Annotated in this window: 21 protein-coding genes; 5 read left to right on the top strand and 16 right to left on the bottom strand. The window is 71.4% G+C overall.

Features of this window, described 5'->3' with window-relative positions:
* From EFL26_RS10605 to EFL26_RS10650, 10 genes are all read right to left on the bottom strand, one after another.
* Window positions 1-816: HAMP domain-containing protein (locus EFL26_RS10605; RefSeq protein ID WP_123222874.1), on the bottom strand; the 816-nt coding region annotated here is incomplete at its 3' end.
* Window positions 817-871: 55 nt separating this feature from the next.
* On the bottom strand, window positions 872-1303 hold the full coding sequence (locus EFL26_RS10610; protein ID WP_123222875.1) for a chemotaxis protein CheW: 432 nt from the start codon (window positions 1301-1303) through the stop codon (window positions 872-874).
* 1 nt (window position 1304) lies between these two features.
* The gene (locus tag EFL26_RS10615) at window positions 1305-3656 is read right to left on the bottom strand and encodes a chemotaxis protein CheA (protein ID WP_246000136.1); all 2352 of its coding nucleotides are present in this window, start codon (window positions 3654-3656) and stop codon (window positions 1305-1307) included.
* A 103-nt stretch (window positions 3657-3759) separates the two neighbouring features.
* A complete protein-coding gene (locus EFL26_RS10620; protein WP_281273721.1) occupies window positions 3760-4155 on the bottom strand; it encodes a response regulator in 396 nt (131 codons plus the stop codon).
* Window positions 4156-4217: 62 nt separating this feature from the next.
* Entirely contained in the window at window positions 4218-5312 is a 1095-nt protein-coding gene (locus EFL26_RS10625) for a potassium channel family protein (RefSeq protein ID WP_123222877.1), read from the bottom strand.
* A 4-nt stretch (window positions 5313-5316) separates the two neighbouring features.
* A complete protein-coding gene (locus EFL26_RS10630; protein WP_148046684.1) occupies window positions 5317-5670 on the bottom strand; it encodes a hypothetical protein in 354 nt (117 codons plus the stop codon).
* An 86-nt stretch (window positions 5671-5756) separates the two neighbouring features.
* Window positions 5757-6032: a hypothetical protein gene (locus EFL26_RS10635; RefSeq protein ID WP_123222879.1), complete on the bottom strand. Its 276-nt coding sequence runs from the start codon at window positions 6030-6032 to the stop codon at window positions 5757-5759.
* Window positions 6033-6097: 65 nt separating this feature from the next.
* Window positions 6098-7081, bottom strand: coding sequence for a YihY/virulence factor BrkB family protein (locus EFL26_RS10640; protein WP_246000138.1), 984 nt, complete (start codon window positions 7079-7081; stop codon window positions 6098-6100).
* A gap of 68 nt (window positions 7082-7149) precedes the next feature.
* Window positions 7150-8028, bottom strand: a complete 879-nt coding sequence (locus EFL26_RS10645) for an SDR family oxidoreductase (RefSeq protein ID WP_123222880.1) — start codon at window positions 8026-8028, stop codon at window positions 7150-7152.
* Between the two features lie 68 nt (window positions 8029-8096).
* Window positions 8097-8873, bottom strand: a complete 777-nt coding sequence (locus EFL26_RS10650; RefSeq protein ID WP_123222881.1) for an SDR family oxidoreductase — start codon at window positions 8871-8873, stop codon at window positions 8097-8099.
* Between the two features lie 47 nt (window positions 8874-8920).
* Here EFL26_RS10650 and EFL26_RS10655 point away from each other — a divergent pair, with 47 nt between their 5' ends.
* From EFL26_RS10655 to EFL26_RS10670, 4 genes are read left to right on the top strand one after another with little or no spacing between them, the layout of a single operon-like run.
* Window positions 8921-9694 carry an enoyl-CoA hydratase family protein gene (locus tag EFL26_RS10655; protein WP_123222882.1) on the top strand — a complete coding sequence of 258 codons (774 nt, stop codon included), beginning with the start codon at window positions 8921-8923 and terminating at the stop codon, window positions 9692-9694.
* Window positions 9691-10590 (top strand): CoA transferase subunit A, encoded by a 900-nt coding sequence (locus EFL26_RS10660; RefSeq protein WP_123222883.1) that lies wholly within the window; start codon window positions 9691-9693, stop codon window positions 10588-10590. The genes EFL26_RS10655 and EFL26_RS10660 overlap by 4 nt, the downstream gene beginning before the upstream one ends.
* Entirely contained in the window at window positions 10587-11432 is an 846-nt protein-coding gene (locus tag EFL26_RS10665) for a CoA-transferase subunit beta (RefSeq protein WP_246000139.1), read from the top strand. Before EFL26_RS10660 ends, EFL26_RS10665 begins: the two co-directional genes overlap by 4 nt.
* Window positions 11429-12496: an NAD(P)H-dependent flavin oxidoreductase gene (locus EFL26_RS10670; RefSeq protein WP_221176928.1), complete on the top strand. Its 1068-nt coding sequence runs from the start codon at window positions 11429-11431 to the stop codon at window positions 12494-12496. The genes EFL26_RS10665 and EFL26_RS10670 overlap by 4 nt, the downstream gene beginning before the upstream one ends.
* Here EFL26_RS10670 and EFL26_RS10675 read toward each other — a convergent pair.
* Window positions 12484-12843 (bottom strand): VOC family protein, encoded by a 360-nt coding sequence (locus EFL26_RS10675; protein ID WP_123222884.1) that lies wholly within the window; start codon window positions 12841-12843, stop codon window positions 12484-12486. The two genes, EFL26_RS10670 and EFL26_RS10675, sit on opposite strands and share 13 nt — an antisense overlap.
* Window positions 12844-12878: 35 nt before the next feature.
* On the opposite strand from EFL26_RS10675, the gene EFL26_RS10680 reads away from it, so the two are divergent.
* Window positions 12879-14129 (top strand): lipase family protein, encoded by a 1251-nt coding sequence (locus tag EFL26_RS10680; RefSeq protein ID WP_123222885.1) that lies wholly within the window; start codon window positions 12879-12881, stop codon window positions 14127-14129.
* A 96-nt stretch (window positions 14130-14225) separates the two neighbouring features.
* Here EFL26_RS10680 and EFL26_RS10685 read toward each other — a convergent pair whose 3' ends face one another.
* The 5 genes from EFL26_RS10685 to EFL26_RS10705 form a co-directional block, all read right to left on the bottom strand.
* Window positions 14226-15209 (bottom strand): GNAT family N-acetyltransferase, encoded by a 984-nt coding sequence (locus EFL26_RS10685; protein WP_123222886.1) that lies wholly within the window; start codon window positions 15207-15209, stop codon window positions 14226-14228.
* 43 nt (window positions 15210-15252) lie between these two features.
* Window positions 15253-16416, bottom strand: a complete 1164-nt coding sequence (locus EFL26_RS10690; protein ID WP_123222887.1) for an acetyl-CoA C-acetyltransferase — start codon at window positions 16414-16416, stop codon at window positions 15253-15255.
* Window positions 16417-16505: 89 nt separating this feature from the next.
* A complete protein-coding gene (locus EFL26_RS10695) occupies window positions 16506-17117 on the bottom strand; it encodes a TetR/AcrR family transcriptional regulator (protein ID WP_123222888.1) in 612 nt (203 codons plus the stop codon).
* The gene (locus tag EFL26_RS10700; RefSeq protein WP_123222889.1) at window positions 17095-17898 is read right to left on the bottom strand and encodes an SDR family oxidoreductase; all 804 of its coding nucleotides are present in this window, start codon (window positions 17896-17898) and stop codon (window positions 17095-17097) included. Before EFL26_RS10700 ends, EFL26_RS10695 begins: the two co-directional genes overlap by 23 nt.
* Entirely contained in the window at window positions 17895-19091 is a 1197-nt protein-coding gene (locus EFL26_RS10705) for an acyl-CoA dehydrogenase family protein (protein ID WP_123222918.1), read from the bottom strand. Before EFL26_RS10705 ends, EFL26_RS10700 begins: the two co-directional genes overlap by 4 nt.
* Window positions 19092-19122 lie beyond the last annotated feature (31 nt).

A 19122-nucleotide genomic window follows, 5' to 3' on the forward strand; every position in this document is an offset into this window, starting at 1 on the left:
CGACGACATCGACCCACGCAGGCGGCCGAGCGCACTGTTCAGAGCCGCGCCCATCGCCCCGATCTCGTCGGTGCTGTCCACCTCGAGGGTCTGGTCCAGCCGGCCCTCGGCCAAGTCGCGGAGCACTGCAGCGGTGTGCTGCAGCGGGCGAGTGAGCAGTCGCGAGATTCCCCACGTGAGCCCGAGCGCTGCGAGGACCCCGATGGCCAGGCTCCAGGTGACCCCACGACGCAGGGTTGCCTCGTCCGCGGCCGCCTGCTTCACCGAGGCCGCGACCAGGGTGTCGGTCTCGGCCCGGACCTTCTCCAGGGTGCCGTCCAGCTTGTGGTTCTCCTCGGCGACCTGCGGCTCCAGGCGGCGTGCCGCTGCCGGGTCGCTCGCCGCGGTCTTCACGAACCCGGCGATGAAGTCGTTGTTCACCTTCAGATCGGCCTCGAGCTGCGAGACCTGCTTGCTGAGGTTCGGCGAGAGCTTCATCGCCTTGAGCTCGGCCACGACAGCCTGGACCGACGCGATGTCGTCGGTGGTGTCCTTCTGGACCGCCGCCACGTCGGCCTCGAGAAGCGCTCGATAGGCGTCGGCCTTGAGCTCGCTGTTGCGGTTGTCGAGGTGGTAGAGAGTCCCGGACAGCAGCTTCATCTCACCCCGCGTCTTCGTCGAGTTCGAGAAGTTGGTCAGCTGCGTCAGTGCGACCCAGCTGATCACCACACTGGGGATCAAGCAGATGAGCGCCAGCACCGCGAGCTTCTGGGCGGTCTTCAGGTTGCGGAACAGCCCGGTGACCCTGCGGGCCGGTGCGAGGTTCGTGGAGGTCATGGCAGTGGGTCCTTCGTTCGGGGGGTGGGTGGTGCTGGTCAGGGGTGGGGCGGGGTCAGGCAGCGGCGACCACGCCGGCGGCGCGTTCGGTGTCGAGCACGAGCAGAAGACCGTCGTCGAGCTTGCAGACCTGCTCGACGAGCGCGCGGACGGCGGCCGGCACGGTGTCGGGCGCCGGCTCGAAGCTCGCCGCCGGCGGCTCGAGCACGTGCCCGATCCGGTCGACGACGAGGCTCACGGCGCCGTCGACGGTGCGGACCACGACGTTCACCGCCGAGGACTCGTCGTCGTTCGGCGGCAGGCCCAGCCGGGTGCGCAGGTCGATCGTGGTGACGATCTGGCCACGCAGGTTCAGCAGCCCGCGGATCTCGGCGGGCGCGAGCGGTACGGCGGTCACGCGCTGGCTGCGCAGGACCTCCTGGACGTTCTCGACCGGGACCCCGAAGAGGTGGCCGTCGAGCAGGAACGTGCAGAACTTCTCGGCCATGTCAGACCCCCACTGTCTCGGGAACGTCGCCGAACACGGCCGGGTCGAGACCCGCCACCGCCCGGCCCATGTCGACCAGCTCGGTCACCTTGCCGTTGATCACCGCGGATCCGCGGTGACCCCCGGTGTCGAGCCGGCTGCGCACGCTGAGCTCCGCGTCGACGGTGTCGAGGATCTGCCGGACCACGAAGCCCACCTGGACTCCCCGGTGGTCGCACACGACCACGTTGACCGGAGCGTCCTCGTCGCCCTGCGACCCGTGCGCACCGAACACGCCGTCCATGTGCACCAGCGGAAGGAGCCCCGCCCGGTACTGCACGACGTCCTGGTGGCCGATCCGCTCGATCCGCTCGCGCGGGAACTCCTCGAGCCGGTCCACGTGGGCCAGCGGCAGCGCCGCCTGGCGGCCGTCACCGAGCCCGACGAGGAGGAGCTGGGAGCGCTCGTGCGCGGCCTGGCGCTCGGCCGCCTCGCGGTCGGCCTTCTGGACAGCCGCGTCGGAGAGCACACCGGCGCCACGGGCCAGCGCGATCGCGTCGAGGATGAGCGCGACCTGTCCGTCGCCCATGATCGTGGCGCCCGCGAAGAGCCCGAGGTGCCGCAGGTGCTTGCCGAGCGGCTTGACCACGATCTCCTCGGTGTCGTTGATGTCGTCGACGACGAGACCGAACTGACGGTCATCGGCCTGGAGCACGGCGATGTAGGTGGTGCCGGCCTCGGCCTCGGGCAGGCCCAGCTGCTCGCGCAGCGACACCAGCGGCAGCAGCCGGCCACGCAGCCGGTAGACCGGCGTGCCCTGGATGTCCTCGACCAGGGTGCCCTGGGTGCCGTCGATGCGGACCAGCTCCAGCAGGTTCACCTGCGGCATCGCGTAGCGGTTGCCGCCGGCCGAGATCATCAGGGCCGGGATGATCGCGAGCGTCAACGGGATCTTCACCCGGATGGTGCTGCCCGCGCCGGGCTCGCTGTGGACGTCGACCAGGCCGCCGATCTTCTCGATGTTGGTCTTGACCACGTCCATGCCCACACCGCGTCCGGAGACGTTGGTGACCTTCTCCGCGGTCGAGAAGCCGGGCGCGAAGATCAGCCCGAGCGCCTCGCGGTCGGTCATCCGCGCCGCCGCGTCGGGGGTCAGGATGCCGCGGGAGACGGCCCGGTCACGGAGGCGCTGCGGGTCGATCCCGGCGCCGTCGTCGCAGATCTCGATGTTGACCTGGCCGCCCTCGTGGAACGCCCTCAGGGTGAGCGTGCCCTCCGCCGGCTTGCCGGCCGCGACCCGAGTCTCCGGGGTCTCGATGCCGTGGTCGACCGCGTTCCGGACGAGGTGGGTCAGCGGGTCCTTGACCGACTCGAGGATGGTCTTGTCGAGCTCGGTGTCGCGGCCCTCCATCTGGACCTTCACCTGCTTGCCGAGCTGGACCGAGAGGTCCCGCACCACGCGGGGCAGCTTGTTCCAGACGGTGTCGATCGGCTGCATGCGCGTCTTCATGACGCCCTCCTGCAGCTCGCCGGCGATCAGGTTGAGGCGGTGGGTGGTGCGCAGCAGCTCGGGGTCCTTGCGCGTCGCCGCCCGCTGGACCAGCTGGTTCCGGGTGAGCACGAGCTCGCCGACCAGGTTCATCAGGGAGTCGAGGAGGTCGACGTCCACGCGGATGGTGCTGTCCGCTGCACTGCGGCGTACGTCGGCGGGCGCGTCGGCCGCAGCATCCACGGGAGCCTCGACCGCAGCCTCCGCCACAGTCTCCACGGGAGCCTCCACCGGAGCCTCGACCGCCACGTCAGGGACGACGACGTCCTCGACCTCGGCGGTGGGCTCGGCCACGGGCTCGTCCACGACGTCCGGCTCGGCGGCGTCCTCGACGACGTCCTCGGTCGTCTGCGGGGTCTCCTCGACGTCGTCCTGGACGTCGTCCGTGGTGACCGCCGGCGGCTCGGCCGCGACCGCCTGCTTGCCCTCCTGGAGGGCGGTGAGCAGTGCGATCAGGGCGGAGTGGTCGTGGTCGCCCTCGGCGCCCGTCCGCTCGATGTCGCCCAGCAAGGAGCGCACGGCGTCGACCATCTCGAGCAGCCCGCTGGTGACCCGCGGGGTCATCGCGAGCTCGCCGTCGCGCAGCCGGCTCAGCAGGTTCTCCCCGACGTGGGTGACCGACTCGAGCTGGTGGAACGCGAGGAACCCGCTGGTGCCCTTGATCGTGTGGATCGTGCGGAACACGCTGGAGAGCAGGTCGCGCGAGCCCGGGTCCTGCTCGAGCTCGACCAGGTCGTGGTCCAGCTGGTCCAGGTTCTCGTGGCTCTCCACGAGGAACTCCTGGATGATCTCTGCCATGTCGTCCATGGCCGGGTCGATTGCCATGCTCAGCCGATCGTCAGGTCGAGAAGGTCGGTCAGGGTGTTCATCAGGAGGGCTCCCCCAAGGGCTCGGTGAGGCCGGCACGGGACCGGACGGTCGTGGAAGGTCAGGCAGCGACGAGGCCGAGAAGCGCGAGCTTCGCGGCGATCGCGTCCGGGGTGAACGGCTTGACGAGGTACTCGTGTGCTCCGGCCGCCAGGGCCCGCACCATCTGCGCGTGCTCGCTCTCCGTGGTCACCATCATCAAGGTGACCCCGCGGAACTCCCGTCGAGACCGCAGCTCCACGACGAACTGGAGCCCGTCCATGACGGGCATGTTCCAGTCCACCAGGGCGACGTCGGGAGCACCGTGCTCGACGACGTGCGTCAGGGCTTCCTGTCCGTTCGCCGCTTCCGAGACCTCGAAGCCGAGCTCGACGAGGACACGACGGAGAATCGAACGCATGGCGCGGGAGTCATCGATCACGAGTGCTTGCACGACTGGTCCATCGGCCGTGCCCACCGTCGGCTGAGCAACTTCCGGTACAAATCCGGGTCCGCCGGTTCAGCGGACCCGGGGCAGGCTCAGGCGTCGTCGTCGTCGGCGAGGGTCTCGCCGTGGGTGCCCGGGCGGGGCGCCCAGGGCAGCTCCTTGGCGGGCCGTACGACGATCAGCCGGTCGCCGCGGGCCAGCTGGGTGACCGTCGGGTCGAAGTAGCGGTAGACCCGCTCGTCGCGCAGCACCGCGATCACCTGGTCGGGCAGGGACTGGGGCGCCTTGCCCACCTCGGACACGAGCAGCTCCCGCTCGGCGACCTCGAGCCCCTCGCCGTAGGTGAGCAGGTCCTCGAGGACCGCGGCGAGCGGGGGCGAGATCGAGGACATCCCGACGAGCCGGCCGACGGCGTCCGAGGACGTCACGACGGCGTCGGCACCGCTCTGCCGCACCAGCGGCACGTTGTCCTGCTCGCGGACGGCCGCGACGATGTACGCCTCCGGGCTGAGCTGGCGGACGGTCAGGGTGGCCAGCACGGTGGTGTCGTCGCGGGGCGTCGTGATGATCACCTGGCGGGCGCGCTCGACACCGGCACGGCGGAGCACCTCGCGGCGGCTGGCGTCGCCGGTGACGACCGCGAACCCGCCGGCGTGCGCCTCCCCGAGAGCGACGCTGCTCGGGTCGACGATCACGATGCTCTCCTTCGGGACACCGTTGTTGACCAGCGTGTCGACCGCGCTCCGGCCCTTCGTGCCGTAGCCGATCACGACGACGTGGTTCTCCATGTGCTTCCTCCAGCGGGCGATGCGCAGGCGCTCGCGACCCTGCGCCGCCAGCACCTCCAGGGTGGTGCCGATCAGCAGGACCACGAACGAGATCCGGAGCGGGGTGATCACGAACGCGTTGATCATCCGGGCGTGGTCGTCGACCGGGACGATGTCGCCGCTCCCGGTCAGGCTCAGCGTGATCGCGGCGTAGTAGATCGCGTCGACGATGCCCACTCCGTGGCCGCCCGGGGCCGCGTTGTCCCGATAGGCGCTCCGATCGACGTACACGAGCGTGGCGGTGACGACGAGGATCAGCACGGCCAGACCCAGCCGGCGGCCCAGCTCTCCCCAGAGCGAGCGGGACGAGGCGGGGAGCTTGAGCTGACCGGGGATCAGCTTCGCGTCGGAGTCCGGCACCCCGTTACTCCTGGACCACGGTGCCGTAGATCACGACCCGGTCCACCGGCTTGGCGCCCTTGACCCCCGAGGTGTCCATCGTGACGAAGCGGAAGGTGTCGCCCTTGCGGGGCGTCGTCGAGCCGGTCGAGTGGCTCCAGGTGCCGCAGAGCACGCCCTTGTCGCTCGCCGCGGGCTCGTCCTTGACGGAGTCGCCCTCCAGGCACAGCTTCGCGGTTCCGCTGTCGAAGCTCACCACCTTCGCCGTGGTGCCGTGGTGGTGGTCGGGCCCGACGACGGCGCCGGCGAGGTAGCCCGCGAGGAGGCAGAACGCTCCGCCGGCGAGGAAGACCGGAGTCGGCAGGGTCACGTTTCCCACAGGCAGAGCATGGCACGCAGGGTGCGGGCGCTCGCGCACCGACCCGGCCGGTCGCGCCCGAGTACGTCCGGAGAGTCAGCGCGCGCTCAGCGCCGGCGCGGACGCAGCTGGATCACCGTGGCCGGCGTCGGCCGCTGCCAGGTGTCCTCGATCGTGATCCGGTCGTCCGCCCAGCGGCGCAGCACGACCCAGTGGCCCGGTGCCGGCAGGCAGGTGCGGTCGCAGGCGATCCGGGCGAGCATCGCGCCGCCGTAGCTGGCGCGCACCTCGCCCGCGTCGGTGAGGACCCGGGCGACGCCGGGCTCTCCGCCCACCACGCAGCCCACCCACGGCTCGAGGCGGGAGACTCGTTCGGCGCTCACGGCCGCGCCGCTCCTGCGGGAATCACGCCTCAAATGTAAGCCCGCCGGCACCCGGTTGCATGTGATTAACCCGTGCTCTCGTCATCCGGACCACGCCACGGCAGGACCGCGTCGAGGCTCAACCGGCGCAGCAGCTCGGAGCGGGCCGAGGTGACCTCCTTCTGCGGCCAGAGCTGGTCGAACGCGGCATTGAGAGCGGCACCGATGAGTACCGCAATGGAGAGGATGTAGAGCCACAGCAGCACCGCGATCGGCGCGGCCAGCGGCCCGTAGATCGACGTCGAGCCCTGGGCCGTCCCGACGAGCACCCACCGGAGCACCGCGGAGCCCACGATCCAGCAGAACATCGAGAAGACCGCACCCGGCACGTTGTAGCGCCAGGCGGTGCGCACCGGCACCGACACGTGGTACAGCGTGGCCAGGAAGCAGACGCACAGGATCACGACGGTCGGCCAGTAGAGGTGGTTGAGGACGTCGAGGCGCTGCGGCAGCGTCCGGGCGACCACGCGCGGGCCGGCGACGACCAAGGGGATCGTCACGACGCCGGTGACCATCCCGAGGACGTAGAGCAGGAAGGACAGCGCCCGTGTGCGGATGATCCCTCGGTGTCCACCGAGGCCGTACATGATCGTGATCGTGTCGACGAAGACGTTCAGCGCGCGTGAGCCCGACCAGAGCGCGAGGACGAAGCCGATCGAGATCACGTCGTACCGGCCGCCGCGGAGCACGTCGTTGAGCGTGGGGCGGATGATCTTGTCGACCGTCTCCGGAGTGAGCGCACGCGACGCGAGGTGCAGCACGGTGTGGCGCACGTCGTCGATCTGGCTGTTGTCGAGCTGGGCGAACACGTAGCCGATCGAGCCCGCGAGGGCGAAGATCAGCGGCGGCAGCGACAGGATCGCGAAGAAGGCCGCCTCCGCGGCGAGCCCGGTGACGCGGTACCTCATGCAGGTGCCGACCGTGGCCACGATGACGCGCCACGACGTGTGCCGGAAGGCGACCAGCGACCAGGAGCGGGCGGGCGTGCCTGCGCCGCTCTCCGCTGCCATGCGCCCAACGGTACGGCCCCGTGCCCGCCTCGCCCGGCAGGCCGCCACCGGTCGGTCCGGGCCGCGGGTCAGGTGCCGTACACCGGCTCGGGGTTCGCGCCCTCGGCGATGAGCGCCCTGATCGCCTCGCCGACCTCGGTTGCCTCCCAGCGCTTGCCGCGGTCGTTGCGCGGGCCGTGCGTCCAGCCCTGTTCGAGACAGATCTGCCCGCCGTCGATCTCGAAGACCCGCCCCGTCACGCCGGCGGCGTCCTCGGAGGCCAGCCAGGCGACGATCGGGGCGTTGTCCTCGGGAAGCGCCATCGCGGACGTGTCGAAGGCGCCCTCGGTCATGCGCGTCCTCGCCACCGGGGCGATCGCGTTCACCGTGACGCCGTACCGGCCCAGCTCGGCGGCTGCGACCAGGGTGAGCCCGGCGATGCCCGCCTTCGCCGCCGAGTACGTCGCCTGCCCGATGCTGCCCTGCAGACCGGCCCCGGACGAGGTGTTGATGACCCGCGCAGCGCGCGGGCGGCCCTCCTTGAACTCCGTGCGCCAGTACGCGCCGGCGTGGCGGAGCGGGGCGAAGTGCCCCTTCAGGTGGACCCGGATGACCGCGTCCCACTCCTCCTCGGAGGTGTTGACCAGCATCCGGTCACGCACGAAGCCGGCGTTGTTCACCAGGACGTCCAGGCCGCCGAAGGTGTCGATCGCCTGCTGGACCATCGCGGCGGCCTGCTCGAAGTCGGCGACGTCGGCGCCGTTGGCCACCGCCTCGCCGCCGAGCTCCTCGATCTCGGCCACCACGTCGTCGGCCGGTGAGTCCGCCTTCTCCCCCGCCAGCGAGACCCCGAAGTCGTTGACCACGACCTTGGCGCCCTGCCGGGCGAGCTCGAGGGCGTGCGCACGGCCGATGCCTCGACCCGCGCCGGTGACGATCGCGACGCGACCTTCGAGAAGACGACTCACTGCTGCTCCTTGGGGACGGACTGATCACTCAACGGGGACGAACAGGCGACTGAAGGGTGACGAACTGGCTACTCGACGTGCAGGCTCTGCTGGACGACGAGGAAGGCCGGCGGCTCGCCACCGCCGTGGCAGGCCACCTGCGCCCCGCTGACGTAGGAGGCGAGGTCGCTGGCGAGGAAGGCGACCACGTGACCGACCTCGTCGGGGCGGGCCATCCGGCCGAGCGGGATGGTGCGCTCGATCGCCGCGACCTGCTCGTCGCCGCCGTAGTGGTCGTCGGTGTGCTCGGTGCGGCACAGCCCGACGTCGACGGAGTTGACCCGCACCTTCGGGGCCCACTCCACCGCGAGCGACCGGGTCAGCGAGTCGACGCCCGCCTTCGCGGCGCCGTACGCCGCCGTGCCGGGTGAGGGTCGCAGCGCGCTGACGGAGGAGATGTTGACGATCGAGCCGCCGGTCTCCTGGCCCTGCATGACGGCGTTGGCGGCCTGGGCGACCAGCAGCGGCGCGTGCAGGTTGAGACCGAGCACCTTGTCGTGGAACCGGGGAGACGCGTCGGCGGCCAGCGCGTACGGCGACCCGCCGGCGTTGTTCACGAGCACGTCGAGCCGACCGTGCCGCTCGACGACGCGTCCCACGAGCGCGGCGACCTCCTCGGGGTCGCGCACGTCGCACTGCTCGTGGGTCGTGCCCGGAAGTGCGTCCGCCGGGTCGACGGCCGAGCGGGCACAGGTGACGACCGAGGCCCCGGCGGACACGAGCGCGGCGCTGATCCCACGGCCGATGCCGCGCGAGCCGCCCGTGACGAGCGCGACGCGACCGGTGAGGTCCAGGGGCAGAGCCATGCTGGTAGAGTACCAAGCAAGTGCTTGGTAGGGCGAGAGAGGTCCACATGTCTGCTGTCACCAGCGAGCTGCGCGACGACGGGATCCGCGTGATCACGATGAACCACCCACCGGTGAACGCGCTCACCGTGCAGGGCTGGTTCGACCTCGCCGCCGCGCTCGACGAGGCGAGCGCCGACCCCGCCACGAAGGTGGTCGTGCTGCGCGCCGAGGGCAAGGGCTTCAACGCCGGCGTCGACATCAAGGAGATGCAGAACACCACCGGCTTCGACGCCCTGATCGGCGCCAACAAGGGCTGCTTCGCCGCGTTCAAGGCGGTCTACGAGTGCGCCGTACCGGTCATCGCGGCGGTCCACGGGTTCTGCGTCGGCGGCGGAGTCGGCCTGGCCGGCAACGCCGACATCGTGGTCGCCAGCGACGACGCCTACTTCGGCGTCCCCGAGGTCAAGCAGGGCGCGCTGGGCGCCGCGACGCACATGGCCCGGCTGGTCCCCCAGCAGATGATGCGGGCGCTCTACTTCACCGCGCGGACGATCCCGGCCACCGAGCTGCACCGCTTCGGCACGGTCTACCGGATCGCGCCGCGCGAGGAGCTGCTCGACGTGGCCCTCGAGGTCGCCGCCGACATCGCCGACAAGGACACCCGCGTGATCCGTGCCGCCAAGGAGGCGCTCAACGGGATCGAGCCGGTGGACGTGAACAAGAGCTACCGCTTCGAGCAGGGGTTCACCTTCGAGCTCAACCTCGCGGGCGTCTCCGACGAGCTGAGGGACTCCTTCGCGGGCACCGACAAGGCCGGCACCAGGGCAGGGAGCAGATGAGCAAGCCGCGCACCAAGCAGATGACCGTGGACGAGGTGGTCGCCGAGCTCTCCGACGGCATGACGATCGGGATCGGCGGGTGGGGGCCACGGCGCAAGCCGATGGCCCTGGTCCGCGCGATCCTGCGCTCGGACCTCACCGACCTCACCGTGGTCACCTGGGGTGGTGCGGACGTCGGCCTGCTGGCGCGGGCCGGCAAGATCCGCAAGCTGGTCTACGCCTTCGTCTCGCTCGACTCGGTCCCGCTCGAGCCCAACTTCCAGCGGGCGCGCCAGAACGGCACGATCCCCGAGGTGGTCGAGCTCGACGAGGGCATGTTCCAGACCGGCCTGTACGCCGCGGCGCAGCGGCTGCCCTTCCTGCCGATGCGCGCCGGCCTCGGATCCGACGTGCTGGTGAACAACCCGTGGATCAGGACCGTCGCCTCGCCGTACGCCGACGAGAACGGCGACTTCGAGGAGCTGACCGCCGTGCCGGCGCTGAAGCTCGACGTCGCGCTGGTGCACCTCAACCGTGCCGACGCGCACGGCAACGCGACGTACCTCGGGCCGGACCCGTACTTCGACGACCTGTTCGTCCAGGCCGCCGACCGGGCGTTCGTGTCCTGCGAGCAGATCGTGGACACGGCGGGCCTGACCGTCGACACCCCCGTGCAGCGTCTGCTGGTCAGCCGGATGAGCGTGACCGGGGTCGTCGAGACGCCCCGCGGCGCGCACTTCACGACGTGCACGCCCGACTACGAGCGTGACGAGAAGTTCCAGAAGGCCTACGCCGCGGCGGCCGGTGGCAGCGACGAGGACTGGGCGGCGTTCGAGGAGCGCTTCCTGTCCGGTGACGAAGCCGCGTACCAGGCCGCGGTCGCGGCGTTCCACGCCGAGCAGGAGGCGACGGCATGAGTGAGGTTTCGGCAGGCTCGACCACCGAGGGCGCTTCGACCACCGGGGGCGCGTCGACCACCGAGGGCGCCTCGACCGGCGCCAGTCGTGCCGAGGTCTGCGCTGCCGCGATCGCGGACGCGTTCAAGGACGACGGCGAGATCTTCGCCAGCCCGATGGGCACGCTGCCGATGCTCGGCGTCCGGCTCGCCAAGCTCACCTCGAACCCCGACCTGGTGATCTCCGACGGTGAGTCGCTGTTCCTCGCCGGCGTGCCGCCGCTGTTCGCCAAGGGCGACGTGGTCGAGGGCTGGATCCCCTTCCGCCGGGTCTTCGACGTGGTCGCGTACGGGAAGCGCCACGTGATGATGGGCGCCACCCAGGTGGACCGGCACGGCAACCAGAACATCTCCGCGATCGGCGACTTCGCCCGGCCCCAGCGCCAGCTGCTCGGGTCCCGTGGCGCTCCGGGCAACACGGTCAACAACCGGACGTCGTACTGGGTGCCGCGGCACACCACGCGGGTGTTCGTCGAGCAGGTCGACGTCGTCAGCGGCGTCGGCCCGAAGCGCGCCAGGGAAGCCGGCCCCGCGGCGGCGAAGTACAACGACATCCACCGGATCGTCTCCAACCTCGGCGTCTTCGACGTCCGCGGCCCGGACGACACCGTGCGGCTGCTCAGCGTGCACCCCGGCGTGAGCGTGGACGAGGTCGTCGAGAGCACCGGGTTCGACCTCGCGGTCGAGGCCGACGTGCCCACCACCCGGGAGCCCACCGAGTCCGAGCTGATGATCGTCCGCAACGTGCTCGACCCCAGGAACCTGCGCGACCGAGAGGTCCCGCCCGTGGAGGTGGCTCGATGATCGAGCAGCTCCTCCGCACGCCGCTGACCGACCTGGTCGGCGTCCGGCACCCGGTCGTGCAGACCGGCATGGGCTGGGTCGCCGGTCCGCGGCTGGTCTCCGGCACCGCGAACGCCGGCGGCCTGGGCATCCTGGCGTCGGCCACGATGACCTTCGAGGAGCTCGAGAAGGCGATCGTCGAGGTCAAGGAGCGCACCGACCAGCCGTTCGGCGTCAACCTGCGCGCCGACGCGGGCGACGCCGCCGACCGCTGCCGGCTGCTGATCGACCACGGCGTGAAGGTGGCCAGCTTCGCGCTGGCTCCCAAGCCGGAGCTGATCGCGATGCTCAAGGAGCGCGACATCGTCGTGATCCCGAGCATCGGGGCACCCAAGCACGCGAAGAAGGTCGCCTCGTGGGGCGCCGACGCGGTGATGATCCAGGGCGGCGAGGGCGGCGGCCACACCGGCAACGTGCCGACCACCCTGCTGCTGCCGACCGTGCTCGACGCGGTCGACATCCCCGTGGTCGCCGCCGGCGGGTTCTTCGACGGCCGCGGCCTCGCGGCTGCGCTGTCGTACGGCGCGGCCGGCGTCGGCATGGGCACGCGGTTCCTGCTCACCCGCGACTCGACCGTGCCCGACGCCGTCAAGCAGCGCTACCTCGCGGCCGACCTCGACGGCACGGTCGTCACCGCCAAGGTCGACGGCATGCCGCACCGGATGCTGCGCACCGAGCTCGTCGAGTCGGTCGAGGAGGGCAACGCGCTGAAGCGGCTCGGGCCGACCGCCCGCCGCACGCTCGCGTTCAAGCGGATGAGCGGGATGTCGTGGCGCCAGCTGGTCGCCGACGGCCGCGCGATGAAGCACGGACAGGACCGCTCCTGGGCGCAGATGGTGCTCGCCGCCAACACGCCGATGATGCTCAGGGCCGGACTGGTCGAGGGCGACGCCGGGGCCGGCGTGCTCGCGTCGGGCCAGGTGGTCGGCGTGATCGACGACCTGCCCAGCTGCGAGGAGCTGATCGACCGGGTGGTCACGCGCGCGGCTGCCGAGCTGCGCCGCACGCAGGGCTACCTGGCCTGATCCGTCTCGAGAGGAGCCCCGCCGAAGCAGAGCTCGTTGCCGTCGGGATCCCGGTACGTCGCGTGGCGCACGCCGTTCGCGTAGGTCTCCTGCGCGGTCGGTTCGAGGCCGCGTGCGGCGGTCGCCGACAGGCGTCGGTCGAAGTCGTCGACGAAGAGCGTGCTGCGCGCGTGCCCGGCGTGCTCGGGCCGCACCTCGACGTACAGGTAGCGGTGCTCGGCGATCTCCCAGACCGCCTCCGTGTCGTTCGGGTAGAAGGCGGGCTCGGAGCCCAGGAGGCGCTCGTACCACGCCACGGCGCCCTCGAGCTCGCTCACCGGGACGCCCGCGAACAGGTCGACCGTCATGATCCGACGCTAACGTCTCTGCGAGGATCGGGCGCATGAGCGAGCTGCGCGGGACGGCCGTCAACGCCGCGGTTCGCTACGCGCTGGGCGCGGTCGGCGCCCGGCAGCTGCGGACGGTGCCCCGCACGGCGTTCTACGACCCGCCCGCCGAGGTGCCGGCCCGGCCGGGCACGCTGATCCGCAGCCAGGAGGCGAAGTTCTACCTCGATCCCTGGCGGCTGCTGCGCGCACCCGCCCGCGCCGAGCGGGTCATGTACAGCAGCACCGACCGGCTCGGTCGGCCGATCGCCGTGACCGGCACGGTGCTCTCCCCCACCCGCCCACGCAGCAAGCGCGCGGACCGCGGGCTGGTCGCCTTCGCCGTGGGCACGCAGGGCATGGGCGACCAGTGCGCGCCGTCGCGGCAGCTCGCCGCCGGGCGCGAGTACGAGTCGGTGTTCATCGCTGGGCTGCTCGCCCGGGGCTTCAACGTCGTGGTGCCCGACTACCAGGGGCTGGGCATGGCGGGCACCCACACATACATGTCACGCGAGGTGCAGGGGCACGTCGTGCTCGACGCCCTGCGCGCCGCGCAGGACCTCGACAACCCCGACATCCCCCGCGACGGCCCGGCCGCGATCGCCGGGTACTCGCAAGGCGGTGCGGCCGCGGCCTCGGCGGCCGAGCTGTGGCACGACTACGCACCCGAGGTCCAGGTGCTGGGAGCCGTCTGCGGTGCGGTGCCCGCCGACCTGCGGCTGCTCGCCGCCGCGATCGACGGGAGCCCGTACTTCGCCTTCCTGGGCTACGCGCTCGTCGGCCTCTCCGCGGACTACCGCGTCGACCTGTTCCCGCTGCTGAACGACCGCGGCAACGAGATCGCCGCGCAGCTGGAGAGCCAGTGCATGTTCGAGTCGCTGCGCCGGTACGCCTTCACGCGGTCGGAGACCCTCACCCGGGACGGCCGCACGCTCGAGCATGTGCTCGCGCAGGAGCCGTTCGCCCGGATCGTCGAGGAGCAGGAGCTGGGCAACGGCCGGGCCCCGCGGATGGACACGCTGGTCTCCCACAGCAAGCTCGACGACGTCGTGCCCTACGAGTGCGGCCGGGCGCTGGCCGAGCGGTGGGCCGCCCTCGGCGCACACGTGCGGTTCTCCACCAACTACGCGCCCACCCATGCGGCAGCCGCGGTCGCGTCGTACGGCAGCGCGTTCACGTTCCTGCACCGCCGGTTCCGCGGCCTCCCCACCCAGGCCAACACCGCGGCGTACCTGCACGGCCTCAAGGACGACGACCCGGCTCGTTGAGTTGGGGGAAACTGCCCCTCGAGTTCGGCGAAAGCGTCATCACGACACACCTGCACCGGGCGGTTTCCCCCCACTGGCAGGGCGATTTCCCCCAACTCAACGGAGGCGGCGCTGGAACTCGACGGTCCGGCCGACGGGGCGGTAGCCCAGGGCCTCGTTGACCGCGATCATGTGCCGGTTGGACTCGGCGTTGTCGGTGTAGATCCGGGTGAGCTGGGGCTCCACCTCGGCGAGCCAGAGCAGCATCTCGGCCTTCATGAGCAGGCCGAGGCGGTGGCCGCGGTGGGCGCGGACGACGCTGGTGTCGTGCTGCTCGCCGATCTCCGGCTGCTCGGAGTCCACGACGACGACGGTGTGGCCCGCCAGCTCACCGGTGGGCCGGTGCCGGGCGACCACGCGGCGGAACCGGAGCCCCGACTCGACCTGCGCGCGCTCGTAGGCGCGCACCCGGTCGACGCTGTAGACCTCGTCCTCCCACTCGAGGTCGTCGACCGGGGCGTCGTTGATCGCGGCGGTGAGGTCGACCAGCGCGGGCAGCAGGTCGTCCGGGGAGCTGCCCTCGACGCGGAGCAGCTCGTAGTCCTGCGCGTGCGCTGCCGCGGCGTCCCGGATCGGCCCGAGGTCCGGCGCCTCCGCGACCACCTGGAGCCGACGGATCTCCGCGCTCCTGCGCTCGTAGCCGAGCGCGGTCGCCACCCGGTGCAGGCCCGGCTCGTCCCAGCCGGACAGATGGATCAGGGGTCGATCCATCGCGGCGGCCAGCTCCTCCAGACCGTGCAGCATCGCAGCACCGTGGCCCCGGCGCCGGAGCCCTGGTGCGACCGTGAGGCGCAGCCAGGCCAGGTCGAGGTTGTCGTAGTCGCTGGCGTCGATCGCCGCCGCCCCGACCGGCGTGGCGCCGTCGTAAGCGACGAACCAGCGGCCGGGCTCGCCCTCCCAGCTGTGCCGCATGTACTGCACCTGCCGGTACGCCGTGCGCACCGGCTCCCACGGCGAGTCGACCGCTCTCGCACGGTTGGCGACGTCGAGGAAGGCGGTGAGGTGGTCCGCCTCGTCAGGTCCGAACTCGACCAGCTCCATGATTCGAGTGTCGCGGAGCCGCCCGGCCGGGTCGAACGGGTTTCTAGAGTCGCTCGATGATCGTGACGTTGGCCTGGCCACCGCCCTCGCACATGGTCTGCAGCCCGTAGCGGCCGCCCGTGCGCTCGAGCTCGTTGAGCAGGGTGGCCATGATCCTGGTGCCGGTCGCACCGATCGGGTGGCCCAGCGCGATGCCACCGCCGTTGACGTTCACGTGATCCAGCGGCACGTGCAGCTCGTCGGACCACGCCAGCACGACCGAGGCGAACGCCTCGTTGCACTCGAAGAGGTCGATGTCGTCGACGGAGAGGCCGGTCTTCTCGAGCGCGTGCTGGGTCGCGCGGATCGGCCCGGTGAGCATCCAGACCGGGTCGTCGCCGCGCACCGAGAGGTGGTGGATCCGCGCCCGGGGAGTCAGTCCGTGGTCCTGGAGAGCCCGCTCGGAGGCGATCAGCATCGCCGACGACGCGTCGCAGATCTGCGAGGCGACCGCGGCGGTGATCCGGCCCCCCGGCGCGAGCGGCTCGAGCGCGGCCATCTTCTCCAGCGAGGTCTCGCGCGGGCACTCGTCGGTCGAGAACACCGTGCCGTCGGGCAGCGTCACCGGCTCGATCTCGCGCTCGAAGCGGCCCTCGGCGATCGCTGCCCTGGCCCGCGTGTGGGAGGCGAGCGCGAACTCCTCCATCCGCTCGCGGCTGATCGCCCACTTCTCGGCGATCATCTCGGCGGAGTTGAACTGCGAGACCTCGACGTCGCCGTACCGCGCGCGCCAGCCCGGGGACTCCGCGAACGGTGTGGTGAAGCCGTACCGGTCGGCGACCAGCATCGCCGCGGAGATCGGGATCGCGGACATGTTCTGCAGGCCGCCGGCGACCACGAGGTCCTGGGTGCCCGACATCACGCCCTGGGCGGCGAAGTGCACCGCCTGCTGGGAGGACCCGCACTGGCGGTCGATGGTCACGCCGGGCACGTGGTCGGGCAGCCCGGCCACCAGCCACGCGGTGCGCGCGACGTCCCCGGCCTGCGGGCCGATGGTGTCGCAGCAGCCCATGATCACGTCGTCGACCGCGCCCGGGTCGACGCCGGTACGACGCACCAGCGCCGCGATCGAGTGCGCGCCGAGGTCGGCGGAGTGCATCGCGGCCAGGGAGCCGCCACGCTTGCCGACCGGCGTGCGCACGGCGTCGACGATGTAGGCCTCGGGCATTTCAGACTCCTTGTCGTGCGGTGGTTTCGAGGTGGTTCCTGAGGAGGGCGCGCAGCGACCGTCTCGAAGGGCTCGCTGGCGCTCGCACCTCAACCATCGGTCTTCGCGATCCCCTCGAGGAGGATGGTCAGGTACTGGTCGGCGACCTGGGACGGGGACAGCTCACCGCCGGGGCGGTACCAGCGCACCGCCACCCAGACCGTGTCGCGCAGGAAGCGGTAGACCAGCTCGACGTCGAGGTCGGCGCGCAGCTCTCCGGCCTCCACGCCGGCCTCGAGCAGGCCGGTCCAGAGCCGGCGGAACCGGACGTTGCGCTCCTCGAGGTAGCCGAACCGCTCGAACCCGATCAGGTAGGACGCGTCGTTCTGGAAGATCGCGACCTCGCTGTGGTGGTGGTCGATCGCGTCGAACGAGGCCCGCACGACCGCCTCGAGCTTGGCCCGCGGCGACAGGTCCGAGCCGGTGATGGCGTCGTACTCCTTCCACAGCTCGCGCTGGAAGGTGTCGAGCAGCTCGTCGACCATCGACTCCTTGGAGTCGAAGTGGTGGTAGAGGCTGCCGGAGAGGATGCCGGCGGCGTCGGCGATGTCGCGCACCGTGGTGTTCTTGAACCCGCGCTCGGCGAAGAGCCTCGCCGCGATCGCGAGCAGCTCCTCGCGGCGGCCTCCGGCCGGTCGCTCAGGCGTGCTGGCTGCTGACACTGATCACCTCACCGGTCAGGTACGACGAGTAGTCGCTGGCCAGGAACACCATCACGTTCGCGACCTCCCACGGCTCCGCCGCGCGGCCGAACGCCTCCCGCTGCTTCAGCTCGTGGAGCAGTTCGTCGGAGGTCACCTTGGCCAGGAACGGGTGCATCGCCAGCGACGGGGAGACCGCGTTGACGCGGATGCCGTGCGGGGCGACGTCGAGCGCCGCGCACCGGGTGAGGGCCATCACCCCGGCCTTCGCTGCGGCGTAGTGCGCCTGCCCCTCCTGCGCGCGCCAGCCGATCACCGACGCGTTGTTCACGATGACCCCGCGGGTGCCGTTCGCGATCATCCGCTTCGACGCCGCGCGCACGCAGCGGAAGGTGCCGGTGAGCGTGATGTCGAGGACCGTGCCCCACTGCTCGTCGGTCATCTCCAGCACGCTGGCGGTGCCACCGAGGCCGGCGTTGTTGATCATCACGTCGACGCCGCCGTGGGCGTCGGCGATGTCGAGCAGCGCGGTCACCTGGGCCTCGTCGGTCACATCGGTGACCGTCGCCGCGACCCGGTCGGCCCCGAACTCCGCGGCGAGCGACTCACGGGCCTCCGCGACGCGGCGCTCGTGCGTGTCGCTGAGCACCACGACCCGCGCGCCCTCCTCGAGGGACCGGCGCACCGCGGACGCGCCGATGCCGGCTCCGGCGGCGGCCGTCACGACCACCACCTTGTCCTGGAGGAGGCCGTGGCCCGGCACGTACGCCGGCGTGGGCTGCTCGGGACGGGTCGCGGTCATGCTCGTGCCTCCTTCGGGAGGCCGAGCACGCGCTCGGCCAGGATGTTGCGCTGCACCTCGTCGGAGCCGCCGTAGATGGTGTCGGCCCGGCTGAACAGGAACAGCCGCTGCCACGGGTCGAGGTCGTAGCCCGGCCCGGCGGTCAGCGCCTCGGTGCCGCGCACCAGCATCGCCAGCTCGCCCAGGGTGCGGTGCCAGGTCGCCCAGAGCAGCTTCGCGACGCTGGCCGACCCGACGGACTGCTCCGCCTCCCCTTGCTGACTCAGGGTGCGCAGCGCGTTGAGCCGGATCACCTCGAGCTCGACGTCGGCGCGGGCGAGCCGGTCGCGCACGACCGGGTCGTCGAGGCTGCCGTTGCCACGCGCGACCTCGAGCAGCGCGTCCAGCTCGCGGCGGAAGCCGACCTGCTGGCCGAGCGTCGACACGCCCCGCTCGAAACCGAGCAGGCCCATCGCGACCGCCCAGCCCTGCCCGGGCTCACCGACGACCAGGTCGGCCTCGGTGCGGGCGGCGGTGAAGAAGACCTCGTTGAACTCCGCTCCCCCGGTCAGCTGCTCGATGCCCCGGATCTCGACGCCCTCCTGGCGGGTCGGGACGAGAAGGAAGCTGAGCCCGTGGTGCCGCTGCGAGCCCGGTTCGGTGCGGGCCAGCACGAAGATCCACTCCGAGAACTGCGCCAGGGACGTCCACACCTTCTGGCCGTCGATCACCCACTCCTGGGTGGTTGAGCCTGCCGAAACCAGCCGCGCCTTGGTCTGCACGTTGGCGAGGTCGGAGCCGGCGCCCGGCTCGGAGTAGCCCTGGCACCACAGCTCCTCGACCGCACGGATGCCCGGGAGGAAGCGCTGCTGCTGCTCCGGCGTACCGAACGCGATCAGGGTCGGGCCGAGCAGCTCCTCGCCGAGGTGGTTGACGCGCGCAGGGGCGTTCGCCCGGGCGTACTCCTCGTGGAAGATGACCTGCTGCGACAGGCTCAGCCCGCGGCCCCCGTGCTCGACCGGCCAGCCGATGCAGGTCCAGCCGTGCCGGGCGAGGTGGCGGTCCCACTCCAGGCGCTCGTCGTGCGCCTCGAGGTCCTTGCCGGAGCCGCCGAGGCCCTTGAGCGCCGCGAAGTCACCCACCAGGTGGTCCTCGAGCCATGCGCGGACCTCGGCGCGGAAGGCGCGGTCCTCGGGGGCGTCGGTCAGGTCCATGTCTGTTACCCTACCAAGCACTTGCTTGGGT

This window comes from Nocardioides pocheonensis, assembly GCF_003725535.1.
Lineage (GTDB): Bacteria > Actinomycetota > Actinomycetes > Propionibacteriales > Nocardioidaceae > Marmoricola > Marmoricola pocheonensis.

What these genes read in the sequence shown, in the direction of transcription:
- EFL26_RS10660 (WP_123222883.1), top strand. Translation starts at nt 9,691, where the DNA reads ATGAGCAAGCCGCGCACCAAGCAGATGACCGTGGACGAGGTGGTCGCC.
- EFL26_RS10705 (WP_123222918.1), bottom strand. Translation starts at nt 19,091, where the DNA reads ATGGACCTGACCGACGCCCCCGAGGACCGCGCCTTCCGCGCCGAGGTC.
- EFL26_RS10655 (WP_123222882.1), top strand. Translation starts at nt 8,921, where the DNA reads ATGTCTGCTGTCACCAGCGAGCTGCGCGACGACGGGATCCGCGTGATC.
- EFL26_RS10675 (WP_123222884.1), bottom strand. Translation starts at nt 12,843, where the DNA reads ATGACGGTCGACCTGTTCGCGGGCGTCCCGGTGAGCGAGCTCGAGGGC.
- EFL26_RS10670 (WP_221176928.1), top strand. Translation starts at nt 11,429, where the DNA reads ATGATCGAGCAGCTCCTCCGCACGCCGCTGACCGACCTGGTCGGCGTC.
- EFL26_RS10700 (WP_123222889.1), bottom strand. Translation starts at nt 17,898, where the DNA reads ATGACCGCGACCCGTCCCGAGCAGCCCACGCCGGCGTACGTGCCGGGC.
- EFL26_RS10640 (WP_246000138.1), bottom strand. Translation starts at nt 7,081, where the DNA reads ATGGCAGCGGAGAGCGGCGCAGGCACGCCCGCCCGCTCCTGGTCGCTG.
- EFL26_RS10690 (WP_123222887.1), bottom strand. Translation starts at nt 16,416, where the DNA reads ATGCCCGAGGCCTACATCGTCGACGCCGTGCGCACGCCGGTCGGCAAG.
- EFL26_RS10665 (WP_246000139.1), top strand. Translation starts at nt 10,587, where the DNA reads ATGAGTGAGGTTTCGGCAGGCTCGACCACCGAGGGCGCTTCGACCACC.
- EFL26_RS10610 (WP_123222875.1), bottom strand. Translation starts at nt 1,303, where the DNA reads ATGGCCGAGAAGTTCTGCACGTTCCTGCTCGACGGCCACCTCTTCGGG.
- EFL26_RS10680 (WP_123222885.1), top strand. Translation starts at nt 12,879, where the DNA reads ATGAGCGAGCTGCGCGGGACGGCCGTCAACGCCGCGGTTCGCTACGCG.
- EFL26_RS10615 (WP_246000136.1), bottom strand. Translation starts at nt 3,656, where the DNA reads ATGGCAATCGACCCGGCCATGGACGACATGGCAGAGATCATCCAGGAG.
- EFL26_RS10650 (WP_123222881.1), bottom strand. Translation starts at nt 8,873, where the DNA reads ATGGCTCTGCCCCTGGACCTCACCGGTCGCGTCGCGCTCGTCACGGGC.
- EFL26_RS10685 (WP_123222886.1), bottom strand. Translation starts at nt 15,209, where the DNA reads ATGGAGCTGGTCGAGTTCGGACCTGACGAGGCGGACCACCTCACCGCC.